The following is an 18,301-nucleotide window of genomic DNA, read 5'->3' as shown; positions in this document are numbered from 1 at the left end:
AGCTAAACCCGAGGCGCGGCCCACCACCGCTGTCGCCTCATGGACAGGAGAAGTAGTGGCAGGCAAGGCCCGCGTACACGAGTTGGCCAAGGAACTCGGTGTTACCAGCAAGGAAGTTCTCGCCCGGCTAAGCGAGCAGGGTGAATTCGTCAAATCGGCGTCGTCGACGGTGGAAGCACCCGTCGCGCGTCGGCTTCGGGAGTCCTTCGGCGGCGGAAAGGCCGCCGCCGAGAAGGCAGCGGATAAGGCCGCGGGCAACGGCAAAGCGGCTGCCGAGGCCACCAAGGCCGCCGGTGACGGCGGCGTAGCGGCCGCACCCGCGAAAACCGCCGCTCGCAAGCCGGCTGAACCGGCCGCAGCCGAGCCGCCCGCGGCGTCCGCGGCTCCTCCCGCCGAGTCTCCCAGCGCGACACGTCCGCCGACACCCGGGCCACGGCCCAGCCCGGGACCCAAGCCGGGGATCCGCACGCCGCGCGTCGGCAACAACCCGTTTTCGACCGCGCAACCGGTCGAGCGGCCCATTCCGCGGCCGCAGGTTCCCCGTCCCGGCGTTGCCCGGCCCGGGGCACCGCGTCCCGGTGTGTCACCGGGCAGCATGCCGCCACGCCCCGGCGGGCCTGCTGCCGGACAAGGGCGCCCGCCCCGTCCGGGTGTGCCGCGGCCCGCTCCCGGCGGCCGAACGGGAATCCCGACCGGCGGTCGCGCCGGCGGGGGCGGTGGTCCATACCGTGGTGGGGTCGGTGCCCCGCCCGCCGGCGGTTTCCGCGGTCGTCCCGGGGCCGGCGGCGGCCCGGGCAACGCGGCGGCGCTGCCGGTGCGTTCGGCCGTCCCGGTGGCGCTCCCAAGCGCGGTCGCAAGAGCAAGCGGCAGAAGCGCCAGGAATACGACTCGATGCAGGCGCCGGTCGTCGGCGGCATTCGGCTGCCGCACGGCAACGGTGAGACGATCCGGCTGGCCCGCGGTGCGTCGCTGTCGGATTTCGCCGAGAAGATCGACGCCAACCCGGCCGCGCTGGTGCAGGCGCTGTTCAACCTGGGCGAGATGGTCACCGCCACCCAGTCGGTCGGCGACGAAACGCTCGAGCTGCTCGGCAGCGAAATGAACTACAACGTCCAGGTCGTCAGCCCGGAAGACGAAGACCGTGAGCTGCTGGAGTCGTTCGACCTGAGCTACGGCGAGGACGAGGGCACCGAAGAGGACCTGCGGGTGCGTCCGCCGGTCGTGACCGTCATGGGTCACGTCGACCACGGGAAGACCCGGCTGCTGGACACCATCCGCAAGACCAACGTCCGCGAGGCCGAGGCCGGCGGCATCACCCAGCACATCGGCGCCTATCAGGTGTCGGTCGAGCATGACGGTGTCGAGCGGCCGATCACGTTCATCGACACTCCCGGTCACGAGGCATTCACGGCCATGCGCGCCCGCGGTGCCAAGGCCACCGACATCGCGATCCTGGTAGTGGCCGCCGACGACGGTGTCATGCCGCAGACGGTGGAGGCCATCAACCACGCGCAGGCCGCCGAGGTGCCGATCGTGGTGGCAGTCAACAAGATCGACAAGGAGGGTGCCGACCCGGCCAAGATCCGCGGGCAGCTAACCGAATATGGTTTGGTGCCAGAGGAATTCGGCGGCGACACCATGTTCGTCGACATCTCCGCCAAGCAGGGCACCAACATCGACCAGCTTCTGGAGGCGGTGCTGCTGACCGCCGACGCCGCGCTGGACCTGCGCGCCAACCCCGACATGGAAGCGCAGGGCGTGGTGATCGAGGCGCAGTTGGACCGCGGCCGCGGCCCGGTGGCCACCGTGCTGGTGCAGCGCGGCACCCTGCACGTCGGCGACTCGGTGGTGGCCGGCGACGCGTACGGCCGGGTGCGCCGCATGGTCGACGAGCACGGCGAGGACGTCGAGGCGGCGTTGCCGTCGCGGCCGGTGCAGGTCATCGGGTTCACGTCGGTGCCCGGCGCCGGTGACAACTTCCTGGTCGTCGACGAGGACCGCATCGCCCGCCAAATCGCCGACCGGCGCAGCGCCCGCAAGCGCAACGCGCTGGCCGCGCGGGCGCGCAAGCGGATATCGCTGGAGGACCTGGATTCGGCGCTGAAGGAAACCAGCCAGCTCAACCTGATCCTCAAGGGCGACAACGCCGGTACGGTCGAGGCCCTGGAAGAGGCGCTGATGGGCATCCGGGTCGACGACGAGGTGGCGCTGCGGGTCATCGACCGCGGTGTCGGTGCGATCACCGAGACCAACGTCAACCTGGCGTCGGCCTCGGATGCCATCATCATCGGCTTCAACGTGCGCGCCGAGGGCAAGGCCACCGAGCTGGCCAACCGCGAGGGCGTGGAGATCCGCTACTACTCGGTGATCTACCAGGCCATCGACGACATTGAGAAGGCGCTGCGCGGGCTGCTCAAGCCGGTGTACGAGGAAGTCCAGCTGGGCCGCGCCGAAGTGCGGGCACTGTTCCGCAGCTCGAAGGTCGGCCTGATCGCCGGTTGCCTGGTCACCTCGGGCTCGGTGCGGCGCAACGCCAAGGCGCGGCTGCTGCGCGACAACATCGTGGTCGCCGAGAACCTGACCGTGCAGTCGCTGCGCCGGGAAAAGGACGACGTCACCGAGGTCCGCGACGGCTACGAATGCGGTCTGACGCTGGGCTACGCGGACATCAAGGAAGGCGACGTCATCGAGACCTACGAGCTGGTTCAAAAGGAACGCGCCTGATGGCCGATCCGGCCCGGGCGCGCCGGCTGGCCAAGCGGATCGTCACGATCGTCGCCTCGGCGATCGAGCACGAGATCAAGGATCCGCGGCTGGCCGGGGTGACCATCGTCGACGCCAAGGTGACCGGCGACCTGCACGACGCGACCGTGTATTACACGGTGATGGGTCGCACGCTCGACGAGCCACCGGATTACGCCGGTGCGGCCGCGGCGCTCGAACGAGCAAAGGGAGTGCTGCGCACCAAGGTCGGGGCCGGCACCGGTGTGCGGTTCACCCCCACTTTGACGTTCATCCGCGACACCGCATCCGACACCGCGCAGCGGATGGAGGAGTTGTTGGCCCGGGCCCGCGCCGCCGACGCCGATTTGGCGCGTGTGCGATCGGGCGCCAAGCCGGCCGGGGAGCCCGACCCGTACCGGACGAACCCGGATGTTAAGGATGTCGGTGACGACGACCGACCCGACGACTGACCTCGTCTCCGACGCCAGACGCGTCGACGCCGCCGGCGCCGCGCAGGTGCTCTCCGACGCTTCCGCGATCGGCGTTGTCTGCCATGTCTTTCCCGACGCCGACACCATCGGCGCGGGGCTGGCGCTGGCCTTGGTGCTCGACCGCTGCGGCAAACAGGTTCAGGTGAGCTTTGCCGCACCGGCCGTGCTGCCGGAATCGCTGCGGTCGCTGCCCGGCGGGTGGCTGATGGTGGAGCCGGACGACATGCGCCGCGACGTGGATGTTGCCGTCACGGTTGACATTCCGAGCCTCAACCGGCTGGGCGGGCTTGGTGATCTGGCCACAACGGGACGCCAGCTGCTGGTCATCGACCATCACGCGTCGAATCAGCTGTTCGGCACCGCGAATTACGTTGACCCGTCGGCGGATTCCACCACAATGCTGGTCGCTGAGCTGCTTGATGCGTGGGGTGAGCCGATCGACGTCGACGTGGCGCACTGCCTGTACGCGGGGCTGATCACCGATACCGGGTCATTTCGCTGGGCCACTGCCCGCGCCCACCGGTTGGCGGCCCGCCTGGTCGAGCTCGGTGTGGACAACGCCGCAGTCAGCAGGATGCTGCTGGACACCCATCCGTTCGCCTGGCTGTGGATGCTGTCGCGGGTGCTGGGCTCGGCGCAGCTGCTGCCCGACGCGGTGGGTGGTCGCGGATTGGTGTATGTGGTTGTGGCGCACCAGGAGTGGACTCAGGCGCGGCCAGAAGAAGTTGAAAGCATCGTCGACATCGTGCGCACCACGCAAGAAGCTGAAGTGGCGGCCGTGTTGAAAGAGGTTGAGCCGCAGCAGTGGTCGGTGTCCATGCGGGCGAAAGCGGCCGTCGATCTGGCGGCGGTCGCGTCAACGTTCGGCGGTGGTGGACACAAGCTGGCGGCCGGGTACTCGACCGTCGGCTCGATGGCCGATGTTGTCGCGTCGCTGTGCGCCGCGCTCGGCTGACGAGTACGCGCGCGCCGGTGGCCGGCAGATCGCTGGCTTGGCCCTGCCGGCGTTGGGTGTGCTGGCCGCCGAACCGCTCTACTTGTTGTTCGACACGGCGGTCGTTGGCCGGCTGGGTGCCGTGAGCCTGGCCGGATTGGCGATCGGTGCGCTGATACTTGGCCTGGTCGGTTCGGACCTGACGTTCTTGTCGTATGGCACGACGGCGCGTTCGGCGCGCTACTTCGGCGCCGGCGACCGCGCCGCGGCAGTGGCCGAAGGTGTTCAGGCGACGTGGTTGGCGCTGGGCCTGGGTGCGCTGATCGTCATCGTCGTAGAGGCGGTCGCTGTGCCGGTGGTGTCGGTTGTCGGCTCGCGCGCCGAGATTGCGACGGCGGCGTTGCCGTGGCTGCGCATCGCGATCCTGGGTGCGCCGGCAATTCTGGTGTCGTTGGCGGGCAACGGCTGGCTGCGCGGGGTGCAGGATACTGTGCGGCCGTTGCGCTATGTGGTTGCGGGGTTTGGGCTTTCAGCGCTGTTGTGCCCGTTGTTGGTATACGGCTGGTTGGGCTTGCCGCGGTTGGAGCTGGCCGGTTCGGCGGTGGCCAACCTCGCCGGCCAGTGGCTGGCGGCGCTGCTGTTCGGCCGCGCACTGCTGGCCGAACGGGTGCCGTTGCGCATCGACCGCGGCGTGCTGCGGGCCCAGCTGGTGATGGGCCGCGACCTGGTGGTGCGAACGCTGGCCTTTCAGGCGTGCTTTGTGTCCGCGGCGGCGGTAGCGGCCCGGTTCGGTGCCGCCGCGTTAGGGGCGCATCAGGTCGTGCTGCAGTTGTGGGAATTTCTTGCGCTGGTTCTCGATTCGCTGGCCATCGCGGCGCAGGCACTGGTCGGGGCCGCGCTCGGGGCAAGCCAGGTCTCGCACGCCAAATCGGTGGCGCGCCGGGTGACCATGTTTTCCGCGATCACGGCCGTCGCGTTGGCCGCGCCGCTGGCCCTCGGCGCGTCGGCTCTGCCGCGGCTATTCACCGATGACCCAGCGGTGCTGGCCGTCATCGGTGTGCCGTGGTGGTTTCTGGTGGCCCAATTACCGGTTGCCGGAACCGTTTTCGGCCTCGACGGGGTGCTGCTGGGTGCCGGCGACGCGCGATTCATGCGTACCGCGACCGTGGTGAGCGCGTTGGCGGGCTTTCTGCCGTTGATCTGGCTGTCGCTGGTGTTCGGTTGGGGGTTGGCAGGAATCTGGTCGGGGCTAACGACATTCATGGTGCTGCGACTGGCCTTTGTCGGGCCTCGCTCTGTTTCCGGTCGCTGGGCGGTGACCGGTACAAGGTGAGCAGCAGGAGAGGGGCTGGCCATGCCGCTGGGCCGGTCAGCGCCGGGCCTGGATGGCCCGGAGGATTTGGGCCGAAAGCTGGCGGTCGTTCAGCAGTTGGTCGATAAGCGCGCTGAGGACCTCTTGTCCGGTGACGCGAGCCAGTCCGAGACGGTCGGCTGCCTCTCGCTGCCAGATATCGAGACCCCGGTGCTGGGCCGCGGTGAGGTCGACGGTGCGTCGGGTGCGCCGCCCCCGCGATTGCCGGATGGCGGTGAGCCGTTCGGTGACCTCGGCCCCGTCCAATGAGGTGGGCGATGCAGCGGCTGCCGCGGGGGCGCGGAACCGTTCGGCGCCGGCGTCGTAGCGGTCGGCGGCATGGCTCATGGGGCGGACCTTCCGTTGCGCAGACTGGGCTAAATCAGCTTATCAACACCGGCGCATTTCAGGGTTTCCGACCGCCGTGGCACCGACCCGCCTTTGCATTGGAATCATATTCAGTGGGTCGACAAATTGATTTTTAGAGGCACGACTGAAACGACCACTCGCGCAATACTGTGATATGAGGATTGGCGATGACAAGCGCGTGACTGTTGATCGAATACTGATTTCCTCGGACGCGGATATCAGTCGTGCAGTATATGCGATGACATGCGAATATGTAGTTACGTAGGTACTGACGTCCAGTAGTTACTCAGATACGTACAACTTAGGCGTGAGGTCTCGAAATACGTGAAAACCGCTTCTTTCGCGCCCCAATTCTCGCGACGTGGCCGGGTTGCCTATAATGCCGATTGGTGAGATCAGTTGAATCCTTTGACAATTGCCAGACTTTTGGGTATTCAATTACATTGAACGGCAATTTAAGTCAGGGAATCGAGACGAAGGAGGTTTGTCATGTCGGTTTCGTCGGACGTGGCGCGTCGCGCGGCGATTGGTGCGGTGGGGGCCGGACTGGTCGGCGGCGCCCTGCTGTTCGGCGCCGCCCCGGCTGCCCATGCCACCCCGGCGCCCACATCGGCCGGGCCCGCCATGACCACCGTCACGAACGTCGCGGCCGCGGGCTACGGCTCGCCGCTGCCGCAGCACTGGTGGCATCACCGCGGCTGGTGGCACCGCTGGTGGTGGTGGTGGTGAGGTGGCTGGCTGGAGGCCGAGCAGGTGACTCGGCCTCCAGCCGCCGATCACGACGCCGACGCTGCCGTGAAGCCGCTTGTTAACAGCGCTGTTTGGCTGTCGGCGGTTGACAATCGACAAACCGTTGCTAAGGGCTCATGCGATGACTTCCCCACGACGCTGCACTGCAGAAATGACTTCCTTGCTGGCGGCACTCGGTGTGAGTGTCCTCGCCGGGTGCGGGCATCCGGCAGAAAGCAGGTCCTCCGGCGCATCGGCGGTGCAGCCGCCAGCGGCGTCGCCGGCACGCTCCGCATACGACATCTCGCGTGTCGAGCGCGTCAAAGACGACCTTCCGCCGGGCTTCGCGGGCGAGGCGGAACCTTCGAAAACCTTGAGCCAACAAGACATTGCCAGCTCTGGCATCACCGCGTTCACCGGTGCCCAGGTGGACCCGCCGCAATGTCGCGCGGTCCTCATCCCGCCCCATGTTGAACCTTCCGTTGGCACCCAGGCCGCCGGGGTCCGCGGCCAGGGAGATCAGGGCAACATCTACGTCGTCGCGATGCGGTTGCCCCAGCCGGTGCGCGCCAGCCAGCCACCGGCAGGCTGCGACCGGGTCTCGGTGTCCGGCTCCCCCAAGGCGAGTGGGACCGCCGAACGTATTCCGGCGCCGAACATTGCGGGCATCACTACCACCGGAGCCAAGCTGAGCGTGGATGCCGCCGACGACCCGGATTATGTCTTCACCGCGGCCCTCGACGACCAAACCTCCGTTGTCGTCATGGGCAGCACGGACGCGCAACTCAACCCGCAGGGGTTGCTCTCAGACCTGCTGGTGAAGGCCACATCGGCGGTGCGCGGCCAGTAGCAGCGCTCACTGGCTGGTCAGTGCACCTGCGCGCGTCCGCGCCGCAGCACCGCTTCGCGGTTGCTGGCGATGTCCTCGCCGGTCGCTGTGGTCATCCACTGCCTGGCCGCCGCGGCTTCCAACCATAGGCCCGCGCTGGTTTGTGATTCGTCGATGCGGTGATACGACGCCAGCAATGCGCGCACCGCGGGCTGGTTGTTGTTGACGATCGATGCCGCAACCTCGCGGGCGGCCGGCAGCAGCCGCTCGTGCGGCACCACGTCGGTGACCAGCCCGGCCCGCAGCGCGTCGTCGGCGGACAGATAGTCGCCGGTGAGACTCATCCGACGGGCAAGACCGATGCCCACTTTCTGCGGCAGCCGCACGCTGAGCCCCCAGGTCGGAAGCAGGCCCACGCGCGCATGGGTGTCGGCGAATCGCGCGCGCTCCGAAGCGATCAGGATGTCGCAGTACAGCGCCAACTCCAGGCCGCCGGTCACAGCGGCACCATTGATCGCGCCGATCACCGGCTTTGTCATAGCAGGCCAGCGCGGGGAGATGTCGGGCAGCGCCGACTGCTCGCCCAGCTCTTTGAGATCAAGACCCGCACAAAATACGGGGTCGGCGCCGGTGAGGATCACCACGTCGACGTCGTCGTCGGCCTCAGCCTGCGCCAAGGCCGTGAACAAGCGGTCCCGCAGCACCGCCGAGAGCGCGTTGCGCGACCTCGGTCGGTTGAGGGTCAGCGTACGGATCCGCTCGCTGGTGTCGACCTGCAAGGTGTTTTCGCTCATCGGATCACCGTAGCCAGTCGCCTGCAGGCCGCCGCGGGCGCACCTATCGTTGAGCCATGTGCCGCAACATCACCGAGCTGCGCGGACTGGTGCCCGCCGCCAGCGCCGAAGAGATCGCCGCCGCCGCACGCCAATACGTGCGGAAGGTCAGCGGCATCACACACCCGTCACCGGCCGGCGCCGAGGCATTCGAGGCGGCGGTCACCGAAGTCGCGGCGGCGACGACGCGTCTGCTGGACGCCCTGCCGCCGCGACGCCAACCCCCAAAACTATCCCGCCGCTGCGCCGGCCCGAAGTCCAGGCCCGAATGGCGGCCCGATGACACTAACCGCCACCGCGCCCGCGCTCAAGGAGTGGAGCGCTGTCGTGCGCGCGCTGCTCGACGGGCGCCAAACCGTGCTGCTGCGCAAGGGCGGGATTCACGAAAAGCGATTCGAAGTGGCGGCCGAGCAGTTTTTGCTGTTTCCGACCGTGGCGCACAGCCACGCCGAGCGGGTCCGACCCGAACATCACGATCTGCTGTTGCCGGCCGCTGCGGACAGCACCAACGAGCACATCGTAATCCGTGCTGCAGCGAAAGTTGTTGCGGCGCTGCGAGTTAACCGCCCCGAGAACATCGATGCCATCGAAGATCTGCATATCTGGACGGCCGACTCGGTGCGCGCGGATCGGCTCGATTTCCGGCCCAAGCACCGGCTAGCGGTGCTGGTGGTCTCTGCGGCGCCGTTGGCCGAGCCGCTGCGGTTACCCCGCATGCCCGACTACGCCGGCTGCAGCAGTTGGGTGCAGCTGCCGGTGACGCCGACGCTGGCCGCACCGGTGCACGAGGACGCCACGCTGGCCCGGATCGCGGCCCGGGTCCGCGACGCCGTCGGCTGACCGGTGCCCGCCAGAAGCGGGCTAGGCGAGCGGAAGCACCAGCCGGGAGGCGCCGAAGCGCACCACGTGCGTCGCTGGCTTCAGCTCTGTGCCCGACACCGGCGGCTCGCCGGTGCCGAGGTTGCGCGCGAAGCGCGGATGGCAGCCGCCGGCCACCAGCACACGAATGCGTGAGCCCGCGCGGAATCGGTGTGCGATGGCGTCCATTTCGAGGTGCACCGCGCCCGCGCCGCCGGTCAGCCGCCGGTAGCCGTCGCTGACATTGCGCGAGCGGGCTCGGGCATCCACCTCGCTGATGCGGACGAACACGTCGACGTGCGGATTGTCCGAGCTGTGCGCCAGCTCGATGACGGGATTGCCGTGCACGCACAGATCCTCGGTCAGCGGGTCGCCGGTGAAGCTCAGCACGTCGGCGCGGCGGGCCAGCGACGCGTCGTCGCGGTAACCGCCGTCGGGCGACAGCAGCCGACCGCCCACGGTGGGAGTCGGATCGGCGGGGTCATACCGGAACGACGCCGGCGTCGCCGTCGGCGGCGGTGGCGTGGCCCCCAGGCCGCCGTCGGGCTGCAGATACAGCACGCGTTCGGTGGTCGGCGGAGGCCAGTCGGGCAGGTTCAGCCAGCCTTGGCCGGTGATGAAGACGCGCACCCTGCTCGGCCGGGGTGGGGTGCCCGCACCGCCGAGGTGGCAGTCCAGCCACCTCAGCGATTCGCGAGTGATGCAGCCCAGCCCGTCGCGGAGCAGCTGCGTGTGCGTCCAGGGCCCGACCGTCAGCGCCACCTCGACGCCCCGCCGATCAAGGCGCCGATACTGCTCCAGCGTCTGGTCGAGGAAAATGTCCTGCCAGCCGCCGATCAGCAGCACCGGAATTTGCACGCGGTCCAGCGCGGCGTCGAACCGCAGCGGCCGCCAGAAAGGGTCATCACGGTCGGGATGTTCAAGCCACGACTCGTACCACAGGGCGCGCTCGCCCAGCAGCGCTCGTCCCGCTTCACCCAGCGGCAACCCCCGGGTTGCCCGGCTCAACCGTCGCCGGGCCCGGAGTTGACGGACGACGGTGCGTAGTCGGGGGCGGTCTTGCTGGTGGGCGACCAGGTCGCTCCAGCCCAGAAAGTCGTTGAGGTTGAACGACCCGCTGCCCCAGGTCGATGCGCTGAAATCGTGTGGGCCGGCGGTGATCACGGCCGCGGCCAACTCCGGCGGCGGTTCGAGCAACAGCGCCCACTGGGTGAAGCCCAGATAGGACAAACCGACGGTGGCGAATCGACCGGTGAACCACGGCTGACGGCGCAGCCAGGTGACGGTGTCGGCGCCGTCGTCGACCTCGTGGATCATCGGTTCGAAGACACCGCCCGAGCCGAACGTTCCACGCACGCTCTGCACTACCACGTGGTAGCCGCGGGCGGCATAGAGCGCACCGTAGAGCAGCGAGAACGGAAATCCGCGGCCGTAGGGCCCGCGGACCAGCAGCGTGCCGGCAGCCGGTGCGGTCGGCGCGTAGTGGTCGGCAAGCAGCTCGACTCCGTCGCGCATCGGGATGCGAACGGGGTTCACCGTGTACTGCGAGGTGGGCTCGGGCAGGCGTAACAGTCGGCCGAGAGCCCGCCCGGTGAGCCGGTTCACCCGCGTGCGCAGCGACCGACCACCAAGGTCGGTGGATGTGGCACTCACCGCCTCAGGTTATGGGTCCGGCGCCGGACGCCGCGACCGGACCGGCAAGCGGGCCCGCAAGACCTCAAAAGACGTAGTACGGCGAGAGTTCTTGTGCCCGCTGCAGGTTGGTGGACGGGCAGTCGACGTCGGGCACCGAATACACCGTCGAATAAAACAGCGACTGCTGGATCACCCCGTAGCTGGTCTTGAACGTCACCATGCAGGAGACGTACCAGTAGCTGTTGCGCCAGGTCGGCTTCAGCACCCAGTACTGGGCGGCGCGGTGGCCGTTGATCGTGGTCTCGACGGCGTCCGGGGGCAACGACTCGGCGTAGCCGCGCCAGATGATCGCCTCGACCGCCAGCTGGTAGTTGCCCGCGTCGTAGTGGCAGCGCAGCCCTTCCTCGTGCTCCGGCGGGGTGAAGCTCAAACCGAGCCGCTGGATGACGTCGAACGGGATGTCTTCACACGGGTCGAACGGGCGGGGGTTGGTCGTCGCGATGATCGGGCTCTTCATGGTGGTGGCCGGCTCCATCGGCGCTGCGGTGGACCGCAATTCGACGCTGCCGCCGCCGGTCGCAGCGGGCGGCGCGCTGTACCACACCACGATGACCGCGGCGACAAGCGCACCCAGCGCCGCGATCAGGCGCAGCTTGGTGACCATCACACCCCCTGACTCGACCTGATTGCCGGGAGTGTACAAGCCGGGTCGGCGCGGGCACAGCGGAAACAAGAACCTGTTCTACTTCGGCGGCGACCCGGATAGCGGGCACCCGGCCGGCCGACCGTTAGGCTGGGCAGTCGTGGCAGGACACGATCGCGCAGGCGGCGGGCAGCCGACGCTGTGGGCGGTCTCCGACCTGCACACCGGCCACATCGGCAACAAGCCTGTCACCGAATCGCTGCACCCTTCCTCACCCGACGACTGGTTGATCGTGGCGGGCGACGTCGCGGAACGCACCGACGACATCCGCTGGTCGCTGAATGTGCTGCGCCGACGCTTCGCGAAGGTGATTTGGGTGCCCGGCAACCACGAGCTGTGGACCACCGGCCGCGATCCGGTGCAGGTCTTCGGCCGCGAGCGCTATGACTACCTGGTCAACATGTGCGACGAGATGGGCATCGTCACGCCCGAGCATCCGTTCCCGGTGTGGACCGAACGCGGCGGCCCGGCGACCATCGTGCCGATGTTTTTGCTCTACGACTACACCTTCTTGCCGGACGGGGCCGCCAGCAAAGCCGAGGGACTTGCCATCGCCCGCGAACGCAACGTGGTGGCCACCGACGAGTTTCTGCTCTCTCCCGAGCCGTACCCCACCCGCGAGGCGTGGTGCCGCGACCGGCTGGCTATTACCCGCGCCCGGCTCGAGCAGCTCGATTGGATGACCCCGACCGTGCTGGTGAACCACTTCCCGCTGGTGCGCGAACCCTGCGAGGCGCTGTTCTATCCGGAATTCTCGCTGTGGTGTGGAACTACCGAAACCGCCGACTGGCACACTCGTTACAACGCGATCTGCTCGGTGTACGGGCATCTGCACATCCCTCGCACTACCTGGTATGACGGTGTGCGCTTCGAAGAGGTGTCGGTGGGCTACCCACGGGAGTGGCGACGCCGCAAGCCGTATGCCTGGCTGCGTCAAGTGCTGCCCGATCCGCAGTATGCGCCAGGCTATCTCAACGAGTTCGGCGGTCATTTCGTGATCACTCCGCAGATGCGCGCCCAGGCTGAGCGGTTCCGGGAACGGCTGCGGCAACGGCGATGACGGAGCCGACGTTGCTGTCGTCACTGCTGCCCGGCGATCGCGACCACCTGGCGTTTGCCGAGGTGTATTCCGACCCGCCGGGCCTGAAACCGCTACCCGAAGAGGAACCGTTGATCGCGCGCTCAGTGCCCAAGCGGCGCAACGAGTTCATCACTGTGCGCCACTGCGCCCGTATCGCGCTGGGTCAGCTGGGCCTGGCCCCAGCACCGATCCTGAAGGGCGAGAAGGGCGAACCGAGCTGGCCGGACGGGGTGGTGGGCAGCCTCACCCATTGCACGGGCTATCGCGGCGCCGTGGTGGGTCGCAGCCCGGCGGTGCGCTCACTGGGTATCGACGCCGAGCCGCACGACGTGCTGCCCGACGGCGTGCTGGACGCGATCACCCTCGACGAGGAACGCCACGAAATCGCGGCGTTGCCCGACCGTTTGCACTGGGACCGTATCCTGTTCTGCGCCAAGGAGGCTACCTACAAGGCGTGGTTTCCGATGACGCGGCGCTGGCTCGGGTTCGAGGATGCTCACATCGTGTTCGACGTCGATCCCGAGGGCACCACCGGTGTGTTCGTGTCCAAGATCCTCATCGACGGGACGGCGCTGTCCGGCCCACCGCTGACCGCTTTGCGGGGACGTTGGCTAGTGCGAAATAGCTTGGTGCTCACTGCGATTGTGCTATGAACGCGGGTATCGTCGTCATCGACAAACCAGCCGCAATGACCAGCCACGACGTGGTGGCGCGGTGCCGACGGATCTTCGCCACCCGCAAGGTGGGGCACGCCGGGACGCTGGATCCGATGGCCACCGGCGTGCTGGTCATCGGGATCGAGCGAGCCACCAAAATCCTGGGCCTGCTGTCAGGCGCGTCGAAATCGTATGCAGCGACGATCCGGCTTGGCCAGGCCACCTCGACGGATGACTCAGAAGGTGAACTGCTACAACAGGTTTCAGCTGAGCACCTTAGCGACGCGGCGATCGCCGCGGCGATGGGCAGGCTGTGCGGCGAGATCAGCCAGGTGCCGTCGGCGGTAAGCGCGGTCAAAATCGGCGGCCGGCGGGCCTACCGGTTGGCCCGCGAAGGCCAAACGGTGCAGCTGCAAGCCCGGCCGGTGCGGGTCGACCGGTTCGAGCCGCTCGCCGTGCGCCACCACGGTGAGCTGGTCGACATCGACGTCGAGGTGGACTGTTCGTCGGGAACCTACATCCGCGCGCTGGCCCGCGACCTGGGCGACGGGCTCGGGGTCGGCGGGCATCTGACGGCGCTGCGACGGACCAGGGTGGGCCGCTTCGGGATCGAGCAAGCCGTTACGCTCGACGAGCTGGCCGAGGGGCCGCGGCTAAGCCACACCCTCGATGAGGCGTGCCTGCTGGTGTTTCCTCGACGGCAGCTCACCGTGACGGAGGCCGCCGCGGTCGGACACGGGCGCCGGCTTTCGGCCGCCGGTATTGACGGCGTCTACGCCGCCGCCACTGCCGACGACCGAGTGGTCGCGCTGCTGCGCGACGAGGGTGCCCGCGCCAAGTCGGTGGTCGTCCTTCGGCCCGCCACGCTATAGCCGTGTCTGCTCGCGACCTCCTGGGTGCGGATGACGGGTGTGGACTGTGCCTCGATGAGCGCGAAGTACGACGATCCGTTGTCGCCGTTTCGTCAAGATCGGGATTTGCGAGGATCGACAAATGCGCCGCAAATCAAGCCTCTACGGCGGGCGAACCGCCGAGCAACGCCGCAGGGAAAGGCGCAAACGGCTGATCGGTGTCGCCCGCGAGATCTGGCGCGAAGCGGGCTGCTAACCGCTCACCCGCCTGGGGTCCCCCAGCTGCGCGAACAGACGCAAAATCACCCTTTCCCGGCGCGGAAAGGGTGATTTTGCGTCTGCTCGCCAGCGTTAGGCTATGTCGATGACCAACAAGGTGTATGTCGTCGGCGTCGGCATGACGAAATTCGAAAAGCCAGGGCGCCGTGAAGGCTGGGACTACCCCGACATGGCCCGGGAGTCCGGTACCAAGGCGCTCGAGGACGCCGGCATCGACTACAGCGAGGTCGAGCAGGGCTACGTCGGCTACGTTGCCGGCGACTCGACGTCGGGCCAGCGGGCGCTTTACGAGCTGGGCATGACCGGAATCCCGATCGTCAACGTCAACAACAACTGCTCCACCGGCTCGACCGCGTTGTTCTTGGCGGCGCAGGCCATCCGCGGCGGTGTGGCGGACTGCACGATCGCGCTCGGATTCGAGAAGATGCAGCCCGGCTCGCTGGGCGGCGGCGCGCAGGACCGCGAATCGCCGATGGCCAGACACGTCAAGGCGATGGCCGAGATCGACGAGTTCGCGATGCCCGTCGCACCATGGATGTTCGGCGCCGCCGGTCGCGAGCACATGCGCCAATACGGCAGCACCGCAGAACATTTCGCCAAGATCGGTTACAAGAACCACAAGCACTCGGTCAACAACCCGTATGCACAGTTCCAGGAGTCGTATACGCTCGACGACATCCTGGCCTCGCGGATGATTTCCGATCCGCTCACCAAGCTGCAGTGTTCGCCGACGTCGGATGGCTCGGCCGCGGCGATCCTGGCCAGCGAGCGGTTCGTCGACGAGCACGGGCTGGCCGCTCAGGCGGTCGAGATTGTCGGCCAAGCGATGACAACCGACTTCGCGTCGACCTTCGACGGCACCGCCAAGAATCTGGTCGGATATGACATGAATGTGCAAGCAGCGCAGCGAGTTTACGATCAATCCGGTCTGGGGCCTGATGATTTTCAGGTGATCGAGCTGCACGACTGCTTTTCCGCCAACGAGTTACTGCTCTACGAGGCGCTCGGGTTGTGCGGGGAAGGCGAGGCGCACAAACTCGTCGACAGCGGCGACACCACCTACGGCGGGCGTTGGGTGGTCAACCCGTCCGGCGGCTTGATCTCCAAGGGGCATCCGCTGGGCGCGACCGGTTTGGCGCAGTGTTCGGAGCTGACGTGGCAACTGCGCGGCACCGCCGGCAAGCGTCAGGTCGACAACGTGACCGCGGCGTTGCAACACAACATCGGGCTCGGCGGTGCGGCCGTCGTCACCGCCTATCAGCGCGCCGAACGGTAGCTCAGGCCACCACCCAGATCGCCCGCGCCGCAGGGCTGCCCAATTCGACTGTGCTGCAGGCTCCTTCGGGTGATTCGACGGCCACCGAAATCATCCCGGCGAACTCGCGGCGCGCCAAGACTCGCAGCCGCGCATCCAGGCTGATGCCGATGGAATCGAAATACCGCAGCATCTCCGGATCGGCATCCGAAATACGCGCCACCGTTGCCGAGTCACCGTCACGGCAGGCCCACAACTGACGCGCCGGTGGTGTGGGCACCTGTCCATCGGAGGCCGGGATCGGGTCGCCGTGCGGGTCGCGTCGTGGGTACCCCAGCTTGGCGTCGATACGGGCCACCAGCCGGTCGGAGACCGCGTGCTCGAGGACCTCGGCCTCGTCGTGCACCTCGTCCCAGCCGTAACCGAGCTCGTTGACCAGGAAGGTCTCCAGCAGGCGGTGCCGGCGCACCATCGCCAGGGCCGCGCGGCGGCCGGAGTCCGTCAACGTCACCGCCCCGTACTTCTCATGATCGACCAGACCCTGCTCGGCGAGTTTGCGGATGGATTCCGATGCGGTGCTGGCCGACACCCCGATCTTTTCGGCCAGCATCTTGGTGCTGACCTTCTCCCGCGACCACTCCTGGGCGTTCCAGATGACCTTCAGATAGTCCTGGGCAACCGCACTGAGCTCGCCGGGATCGTCGTCGGGGCGCACAACAGGAAGTTTAAGCAAGCCTGGCCTGATCGGGGGTCGGCGCAGCGCCGCCTCGACTGCGGTGAAGGTGCGCTGCGGACCGCTCCGTATCCCCGCGAGCCGTAGGCTTGCGATTGTGCAACGGTGGCGGGGGCAGGACGAGATCCCCACGGACTGGGGCAGATGCGTACTCACGATCGGGGTGTTCGACGGTGTGCACCGGGGACACGCCGAGCTGATCGCGCACGCGGTCAAGGCCGGCCGGACTCGAGGCGTGCCGACCGTGCTGATGACCTTCGACCCTCACCCGATGGAAGTGGTCTTCCCGGGCAGTCATCCCGCTCAGCTGACGACGCTGGCGCGCCGTGCCGAGCTGGTCGAGGAACTCGGCATCGACGTGTTCCTGGTTATGCCGTTCACCAGCGATTTCATGAAGCTGACGCCCGAGCGCTACATCCACGAGCTGCTCGTTGAGCACTTGCACGTGGTGGAAGTCGTGGTGGGGGAGAACTTCACCTTCGGCAAGAAGGCGGCCGGCACGGTCGAAACGCTGCGCCGCGCCGGGGAACGGTTCGGGTTCGCGGTCGAAGCGATGTCACTGGTGTCCGAGCGCCATGACAGCGAAACGGTGACGTTTTCGTCGACCTACATCCGCTCCTGCGTGGATGCCGGTGACGTGGTGGCTGCCGCCGAGGCGCTGGGCCGCCCGCATCGGGTGGAGGGTGTGGTGGTTCGCGGCGAAGGCCGGGGCATGCGGTTGGGCTTTCCCACCGCAAATGTGGCGCCGCCGATGTACTCGGCGATCCCGGCCGACGGGGTGTATGCCGCCTGGTTCACCGTGCTGGGGCGTGGACCCACGACCGGCACGGTCGTGCCGGGCGAGCGTTACAAAGCCGCGGTCTCGATCGGCACCAACCCGACGTTTTCCGGGCGCACCCGCACCGTCGAGGCATATGTGCTCGACGCCACCGCCGACCTGTACGGCCAGCACGTGGCGCTCGACTTTGTGACACGCATCCGCGGGCAGCGCAAGTTCGACTCGGTTCGCGACCTGGTAGCCGCGATGAACGACGACACCGACCGAGCCCGCGCACTGCTATCTGCGGGCTAGTTTGGCCGCTGCTAGACTTTCCGGCGCCACGGCGTGTAGCTGCAGTTCGCGGCGGCCGCGCCGAATTCACCCCGCGGACCGATTGATGGAGAGTATTTCGTGGCGCTGACAGCCGAGCAGAAAAAGGAAATCCTGCGAGAGTACGGCCTGCACGAGACCGACACCGGGTCTCCCGAGGCGCAGGTGGCGTTGTTGACCAAACGGATCGCCGACCTGACCGAGCACCTGAAGGTGCACAAGCACGACCACCACTCGCGGCGCGGGCTGCTGCTGCTGGTAGGGCGGCGCCGCCGCCTGCTGAAATATGTGGCCCAGATCGATGTGGAGCGTTACCGCTCGCTTATCGAGCGACTGGGCCTGCGTCGCTGACAGAGCCGATGCGCGCGCTGGCTGGGGCGGCGATCGCGGCAATCGCACTCACCGCGTGCGGCGGGTGGTCGCCCGGGCCCACCACCGGTGCCCTGCGGGTGGGCGACTGCCTGCGGCTCGAGGGCACCGCCCGACCGCCAGTAGCGGCCAAGGTGGCCTGTGGTAGCCGGGCATCGAACTTCAAGGTCGCGGCCACCGTCGTCGCCCGCGATCAGTGCCCGGGCGACGTCGACTCTGCCTACTCGATGCGCAACGGATTCAGCGAGACCCGCACCGCCTGCCTGGATATCGACTGGGTAGTCGGCGAGTGCATGAGCGTCGACCCCGCCAACCGCACCGACCCGGTCCGGGTGGACTGCAACGACAAATCCGTGCCGCATCGCCAGCGCGCCACCCAGATTCTCACCGGTCTGAGGGACCCGGTCAGCGTCGACCAGTGTGTCAGCGGCGTGGGCTACGCGTATGCGAAGCGGCGATTCGCGGTATGCGTCGAGGACGTCACCTAAAGGGTTGACCAGCCGCGCCGGAACGCCCCGGGCGTCGGGATTG

Annotated in this window: 18 protein-coding genes and 2 pseudogenes; 15 read left to right on the top strand and 5 right to left on the bottom strand. The window is 67.7% G+C overall.

Going from position 1 to position 18,301, the window contains the following annotated elements:
* Positions 1–55: 55 nt before the first annotated feature.
* The 4 genes and pseudogenes from infB to MYXE_RS15535 all read left to right on the top strand — a co-directional run bounded on the left by infB (position 56) and on the right by MYXE_RS15535 (position 5,482).
* Positions 56–2,724 (top strand): annotated as a pseudogene (infB, locus tag MYXE_RS15550) (translation initiation factor IF-2).
* The gene (gene rbfA / locus MYXE_RS15545) at positions 2,724–3,194 is read left to right on the top strand and encodes a 30S ribosome-binding factor RbfA (protein ID WP_003919412.1); all 471 of its coding nucleotides are present in this window, start codon (positions 2,724–2,726) and stop codon (positions 3,192–3,194) included. The pseudogene infB and the gene rbfA overlap by 1 nt, the downstream one beginning before the upstream one ends.
* A complete protein-coding gene (locus tag MYXE_RS15540; RefSeq protein WP_085195075.1) occupies positions 3,169–4,170 on the top strand; it encodes a DHH family phosphoesterase in 1,002 nt (333 codons plus the stop codon). Before rbfA ends, MYXE_RS15540 begins: the two co-directional genes overlap by 26 nt.
* Positions 4,136–5,482, top strand: coding sequence for an MATE family efflux transporter (locus MYXE_RS15535; protein ID WP_085195039.1), 1,347 nt, complete (start codon positions 4,136–4,138; stop codon positions 5,480–5,482). The genes MYXE_RS15540 and MYXE_RS15535 overlap by 35 nt, the downstream gene beginning before the upstream one ends.
* Positions 5,483–5,518: 36 nt before the next feature.
* On the opposite strand, the gene MYXE_RS15530 is transcribed toward MYXE_RS15535, so the two are convergent.
* Complete coding sequence (locus tag MYXE_RS15530; protein ID WP_003919409.1) at positions 5,519–5,848, bottom strand: hypothetical protein; 330 nt, start codon at positions 5,846–5,848, stop codon at positions 5,519–5,521.
* A 510-nt stretch (positions 5,849–6,358) separates the two neighbouring features.
* Between MYXE_RS15530 and MYXE_RS15525 the strand changes: the two genes are divergently transcribed.
* Together MYXE_RS15525 and MYXE_RS15520 are read left to right on the top strand one after the other, a co-directional pair.
* Positions 6,359–6,598 carry a hypothetical protein gene (locus MYXE_RS15525; RefSeq protein WP_085195041.1) on the top strand — a complete coding sequence of 80 codons (240 nt, stop codon included), beginning with the start codon at positions 6,359–6,361 and terminating at the stop codon, positions 6,596–6,598.
* Between the two features lie 172 nt (positions 6,599–6,770).
* Positions 6,771–7,448, top strand: coding sequence for a DUF5642 family protein (locus MYXE_RS15520; protein WP_139821149.1), 678 nt, complete (start codon positions 6,771–6,773; stop codon positions 7,446–7,448).
* A gap of 17 nt (positions 7,449–7,465) precedes the next feature.
* Here MYXE_RS15520 and MYXE_RS15515 read toward each other — a convergent pair whose 3' ends face one another.
* Positions 7,466–8,221 carry an enoyl-CoA hydratase gene (locus tag MYXE_RS15515; RefSeq protein WP_085195043.1) on the bottom strand — a complete coding sequence of 252 codons (756 nt, stop codon included), beginning with the start codon at positions 8,219–8,221 and terminating at the stop codon, positions 7,466–7,468.
* 56 nt (positions 8,222–8,277) lie between these two features.
* Between MYXE_RS15515 and MYXE_RS15510 the strand changes: the two are divergent.
* Positions 8,278–8,543, top strand: a pseudogene (locus tag MYXE_RS15510) (DUF2277 family protein).
* Positions 8,540–9,100, top strand: coding sequence for a DUF1802 family protein (locus MYXE_RS15505; RefSeq protein ID WP_085195045.1), 561 nt, complete (start codon positions 8,540–8,542; stop codon positions 9,098–9,100). The pseudogene MYXE_RS15510 and the gene MYXE_RS15505 overlap by 4 nt, the downstream one beginning before the upstream one ends.
* Positions 9,101–9,121: 21 nt before the next feature.
* On the opposite strand, the gene MYXE_RS15500 is transcribed toward MYXE_RS15505, so the two are convergent.
* Together MYXE_RS15500 and MYXE_RS15495 are read right to left on the bottom strand one after the other, a co-directional pair.
* Positions 9,122–10,771, bottom strand: coding sequence for a CocE/NonD family hydrolase (locus tag MYXE_RS15500; RefSeq protein WP_085195047.1), 1,650 nt, complete (start codon positions 10,769–10,771; stop codon positions 9,122–9,124).
* A gap of 64 nt (positions 10,772–10,835) precedes the next feature.
* A complete protein-coding gene (locus MYXE_RS15495) occupies positions 10,836–11,417 on the bottom strand; it encodes a DUF3558 domain-containing protein (RefSeq protein ID WP_003919402.1) in 582 nt (193 codons plus the stop codon).
* 139 nt (positions 11,418–11,556) lie between these two features.
* Here MYXE_RS15495 and MYXE_RS15490 point away from each other — a divergent pair, with 139 nt between their 5' ends.
* From MYXE_RS15490 to MYXE_RS15470, 4 genes are all read left to right on the top strand, one after another.
* On the top strand, positions 11,557–12,516 hold the full coding sequence (locus tag MYXE_RS15490) for a metallophosphoesterase family protein (RefSeq protein ID WP_003919401.1): 960 nt from the start codon (positions 11,557–11,559) through the stop codon (positions 12,514–12,516).
* Complete coding sequence (pptT, locus tag MYXE_RS15485; protein WP_085195049.1) at positions 12,513–13,190, top strand: 4'-phosphopantetheinyl transferase PptT; 678 nt, start codon at positions 12,513–12,515, stop codon at positions 13,188–13,190. Before MYXE_RS15490 ends, pptT begins: the two co-directional genes overlap by 4 nt.
* Positions 13,187–14,065, top strand: coding sequence for a tRNA pseudouridine(55) synthase TruB (gene truB / locus MYXE_RS15480; protein WP_085195051.1), 879 nt, complete (start codon positions 13,187–13,189; stop codon positions 14,063–14,065). The genes pptT and truB overlap by 4 nt, the downstream gene beginning before the upstream one ends.
* Before the next feature lie 343 nt (positions 14,066–14,408).
* Entirely contained in the window at positions 14,409–15,599 is a 1,191-nt protein-coding gene (locus MYXE_RS15470) for a lipid-transfer protein (protein WP_003919398.1), read from the top strand.
* Position 15,600: 1 nt separating this feature from the next.
* Here the strand turns inward: MYXE_RS15470 and mntR are convergent, their stop codons facing one another.
* A complete protein-coding gene (gene mntR / locus MYXE_RS15465) occupies positions 15,601–16,293 on the bottom strand; it encodes a manganese-binding transcriptional regulator MntR (protein ID WP_003919397.1) in 693 nt (230 codons plus the stop codon).
* A gap of 115 nt (positions 16,294–16,408) precedes the next feature.
* On the opposite strand from mntR, the gene MYXE_RS15460 reads away from it, so the two are divergent.
* From MYXE_RS15460 to lppU, 3 genes are all read left to right on the top strand, one after another.
* On the top strand, positions 16,409–17,383 hold the full coding sequence (locus tag MYXE_RS15460) for a bifunctional riboflavin kinase/FAD synthetase (RefSeq protein WP_039889538.1): 975 nt from the start codon (positions 16,409–16,411) through the stop codon (positions 17,381–17,383).
* Positions 17,384–17,482: 99 nt separating this feature from the next.
* Entirely contained in the window at positions 17,483–17,752 is a 270-nt protein-coding gene (gene rpsO / locus MYXE_RS15455; RefSeq protein WP_003919395.1) for a 30S ribosomal protein S15, read from the top strand.
* A gap of 8 nt (positions 17,753–17,760) precedes the next feature.
* Positions 17,761–18,258, top strand: a complete 498-nt coding sequence (lppU, locus tag MYXE_RS15450) for an LppU family putative lipoprotein (protein WP_003919394.1) — start codon at positions 17,761–17,763, stop codon at positions 18,256–18,258.
* The last annotated feature ends 43 nt before the right edge of the window (positions 18,259–18,301 follow it).

The organism is Mycobacterium xenopi, assembly GCF_009936235.1.
Lineage (GTDB): Bacteria > Actinomycetota > Actinomycetes > Mycobacteriales > Mycobacteriaceae > Mycobacterium > Mycobacterium xenopi.
This window is presented reverse-complemented; position numbering and strand designations above follow the sequence as displayed.